Origin of the sequence: Legionella norrlandica (assembly GCF_000770585.1) — a bacterium.
GTDB classification, from domain to species: Bacteria; Pseudomonadota; Gammaproteobacteria; order Legionellales; family Legionellaceae; genus Legionella; species Legionella norrlandica.
Map to the genome: position 1 here is coordinate 1 of NZ_JNCF01000102.1, position 3,769 is coordinate 3,769.

Sequence of the window (3,769 nt, forward strand, 5' to 3'; positions counted from 1 at the left end):
TTTTTTAATGTAATGAAAATTATTGATTAGCACGATGAGGATTTGACTTCTCTCATGACTATCTCCGTTAGTTTTGAGCGGCCATGACGGTCGCTTTACAGAAATAGTAATATTATGTGCGGTAATTTTGAACTAACACGCTGTTAAATTGGAAGTTTATTTCTGCTATTGCACATAATAACCTACTAACCACAATAAATTTTATGTGCTGCAACACATAAAATTTATCTCTTGTAATAAAATCACGCAAAAATAAGTAATTAAAGAATTGCCTAATATCAGAAACAACCCTGGAAATAGTTTTATTGCTAAATCGCCACAGTGAACTAATAAAGATAGACAAGTGTTGGGGTTGGATTTGTTCGAACGTTTGAATACCTTGTTTTGTAACAAAATCAAGCAAAATCCCAACTTGCCTTATTCGCTCATTGATACAATATTTGCTTAAATGACGTTTTTCATCGCAGTATTTTACATACTCATTAAGTGCCTTCTTCATATCTTGCGGTATATGGAGTTTTTGTATCAGCGTATGAATTCGCTCAAAATAGCCATAACGTGCAAATTGCCAAAGAATTTTCAAACCATATTCAGCATGTTTCCGCCAACCTAATTTTAAGCGAACTGGTTCCTCGGACTTAATGCCATAATGATCCAGGAAATCGAGGATCGATCCCTGTGTTAATTTATCCTTATACTCATGCTGTTTTGCAAAATCGGACAACCGATTCCAAGTGGCTTGATATCGGCGTATCGAACGCCCGTTATAATGAAGGGCTTGTAATTGGCTTAGCGCTGCAAAAATCAACTCATCCAGTGTTGGTTTTGATGTAGATTCCATAACTATCTCCTTAGTTTCAGCGGTCAACTATGACCGCCTTACAGAAATAGTATGGATATTATGTGCAGTAATTTATGATTAACTTATTGTAAAATCGTATATTTAATTTTCTACTGCACATAATTACTAACTAACCACAATTAAGCAGGTATATCTGAGAGCTTTAATGTCCTTAATGCGCGATTAAAAGTAGGGATACCCTCATCAGATGAGAGATTTGCGTCATCACTTTCTAATTTTTCTCTCGCTTCCCCGTAATCAAGCCATTTCACAGATGCAGTATACGCTTGGGCTTGATCCATTACTTTCACATAAGTTCTGAAATTCTTGTCTCTTGATGCCAATCTTAAGCCATTCAGATAATTATCACGATGAACATTAGGTATAATAATTTTGTACTGAGATTGAGATACAAGTTCGGCATTCATCATAATTCTTGATAATCTTCCATTTCCATCATCAAAAGGATGTATTTCACAAATTAAAAATTGCATAAACAGTGCTCGTTCAATACCTGGTTTAAGTAATTTATATCGTTCAAATCCTTCCCATAATGTCCCTAGTACATCTACAGGTGATACAAAAGTAGTATTACCTGCTTTATTTTCTTTCGTCTTAAATACCCCGGGATGTTTTTCAGGCCGTTCTTTCATCATAATGGCATGTCTTTTTTGTAATATATCGATTAACTCATCCACATTTCTGGGGGTAATACTCATTTCAGAATAATCATTTGTAAGGAGAAAGTTAGATAACACATCATGGCTATCTGCATGACGGTTATTTATTTCTATCCCTTTAAATACGATATCCTCAGCCTCATCAATAAGAAACTTTGTTCCTTCGATATAGTTGGAAAAATAGGATTCATAAAAACTCAGATTTTTAAAAGAGGTTGAATTGTATTCATAGTCTCTCTGTAGAAGAATACATTTTTTAAGATAGACCACCAACTCATCAAAAAGTTGGATTCTATGCTCATCATAAGGTTTTTTCTGAGCTACTGCTTTTGCATAATTCGAGGATAAAATATTTTCATTTGCATGAGTCGACAATAAAGCACTAATAATCTGATTCAGTTTTGTGTATTCCTTTTGATAACCCAATTTCTCAGCAATTTGCTTTGCTTTATCTCTAACGTGATTAAGATTATCTTCACCGCGAGTACGTAATTCCTTCGCAAGATATTTTTCGACACCTTCTGTTCCAATCGTTTTAACCCCAATATAAGAAGCACCTTTTACAGTAGTAAGATTCTCCAGAAGAGCACGAGGTATACTGCTCTTGAATAAATTAGGTAGTATTGGTTCAATAAACTCTCTATTATTACCCTTGTACACTTTAATCGTTAAGCCAGGAAGCTCAATAGTTTTTACATAAGTGCTAATCACAAAAATAATTGCTCCTTGTTTATACTGCTGAGGTTTCAATCCCAAAGCTGTGCTAAAAGCAAGTATTCCATCTGATACAATATGTGGAAGTATCTCCATCCAATTTTGAATAACTATTTTATTAACCTCAGAGTTAAAGTCATCCGTATAAATGCCATGATATATCCTTCGTAGCCTTCCTTCTCGGTATTCTCTAGATAACTGATTGGCTTCTTGTTTGGTTTTTGCAGTTTTAATCATGAGTCTCTCTGTTATATTTCCGTATTTAATTATGAGGATTATAGAATATTACAACCATTTATTAAGGACTTGAGAATACTATAATCATATTTTTAAGGATTTTAGAATATTATAATCCTATATTTAGGGATTTTAGGATATTAAAGATAGTTTTTTAGAGATTTGAGAATATTTTGAATGATGTATTTGAATTTCAATACATCATTATGTTCATGAAATTGTGTTTGATTAGTTAATTAGATTGTGTCAAAGGTACTTTGAGTGTTTCCACCAAAAATTCTTTGATGCATTTTATAGAGATAATTATCTGTCATGCCACTGATATAATCAATGATAACCCTTTTTGGGTCAGTTTCTTGGGTCAGTCTACTATATTTTTCAAATACTTCTGTGGGTAATAACATTTCCGGATTAACAACGATTGCATCGAATAGCTGCATAATTAGTACCTTCCCACCGTGAATAATGGACTTTACATGTTGGGTTTTAATTAAATTATTGCTCACAAGTTGTTTTAGGTTTCTTATAAATTCTTCAAATAGCTTCATTTTCAAATTTTACAAAATATCTAAATATAGGTTCATTAAAATTACTATTTTCTTCAATATAGTATGAATTATTGCTTCGTGAACTAATATACTTATAACTTTTTTTCTAACTTTTAAATCATCTGAAAGAAGTAGTGTTGGATAATTACTCCAATTTTGAATGAAGTTCTGATTTTCAAAAAAAATTAACCAAATCATCCATACTAATTTGTCGAAAGAAAATTCCAAATCATGAATACTGTAAGAAATATCATCAGCAATATTCATAACACTGCAGTCAAATGTTTTATATTTTGTCTTTTTATGAGCTGGTTTTGCTACTGGAAAAGGCTTTTGAAATTCTTTTCTTTCATCATTAGATATATAGTTTAATAGATTAAGGACAGTTTGGTTATCACTATCCTAATAGCACTTTGGAGGTTCCATTTTGAATTATCTATTAGATATTCCGTAAGATCTTTTTGATCGGAGATTCCTCGATCAAAATTATAATATTTTTTTCATTAACCAATGCACTGTAAGGAGCGGGATACTTTAGTATTCCCAATAAAGTTCTATAAGTAAGATTCAAAATAAACGCTCGCCCAAATACACCTACTCGGGCTCGATAAATTAAGTAATCATCATTCTTTTAAATAAGAAGGAGAGTATCGATGGCTCGGGAGACCCCGTACTGGGACGAAATAATTGAACGCTATAAAGCAAGCGGTTTAACACAAGTTGAATTTTGTGCGTATTCCTGTGATGTT

At 32.6% G+C, this 3,769-nt stretch carries 3 protein-coding genes; all 3 read right to left on the bottom strand.

Going from position 1 to position 3,769, the window contains the following annotated elements:
- Positions 1–112: 112 nt before the first annotated feature.
- A complete protein-coding gene (locus OK13_RS13455) occupies positions 113–841 on the bottom strand; it encodes a site-specific integrase (protein WP_052117696.1) in 729 nt (242 codons plus the stop codon).
- A gap of 140 nt (positions 842–981) precedes the next feature.
- On the bottom strand, positions 982–2,472 hold the full coding sequence (locus OK13_RS13460; RefSeq protein ID WP_035891632.1) for a Fic family protein: 1,491 nt from the start codon (positions 2,470–2,472) through the stop codon (positions 982–984).
- Between the two features lie 236 nt (positions 2,473–2,708).
- Positions 2,709–3,020 carry a hypothetical protein gene (locus OK13_RS15615; protein ID WP_241480577.1) on the bottom strand — a complete coding sequence of 104 codons (312 nt, stop codon included), beginning with the start codon at positions 3,018–3,020 and terminating at the stop codon, positions 2,709–2,711.
- Positions 3,021–3,769 lie beyond the last annotated feature (749 nt).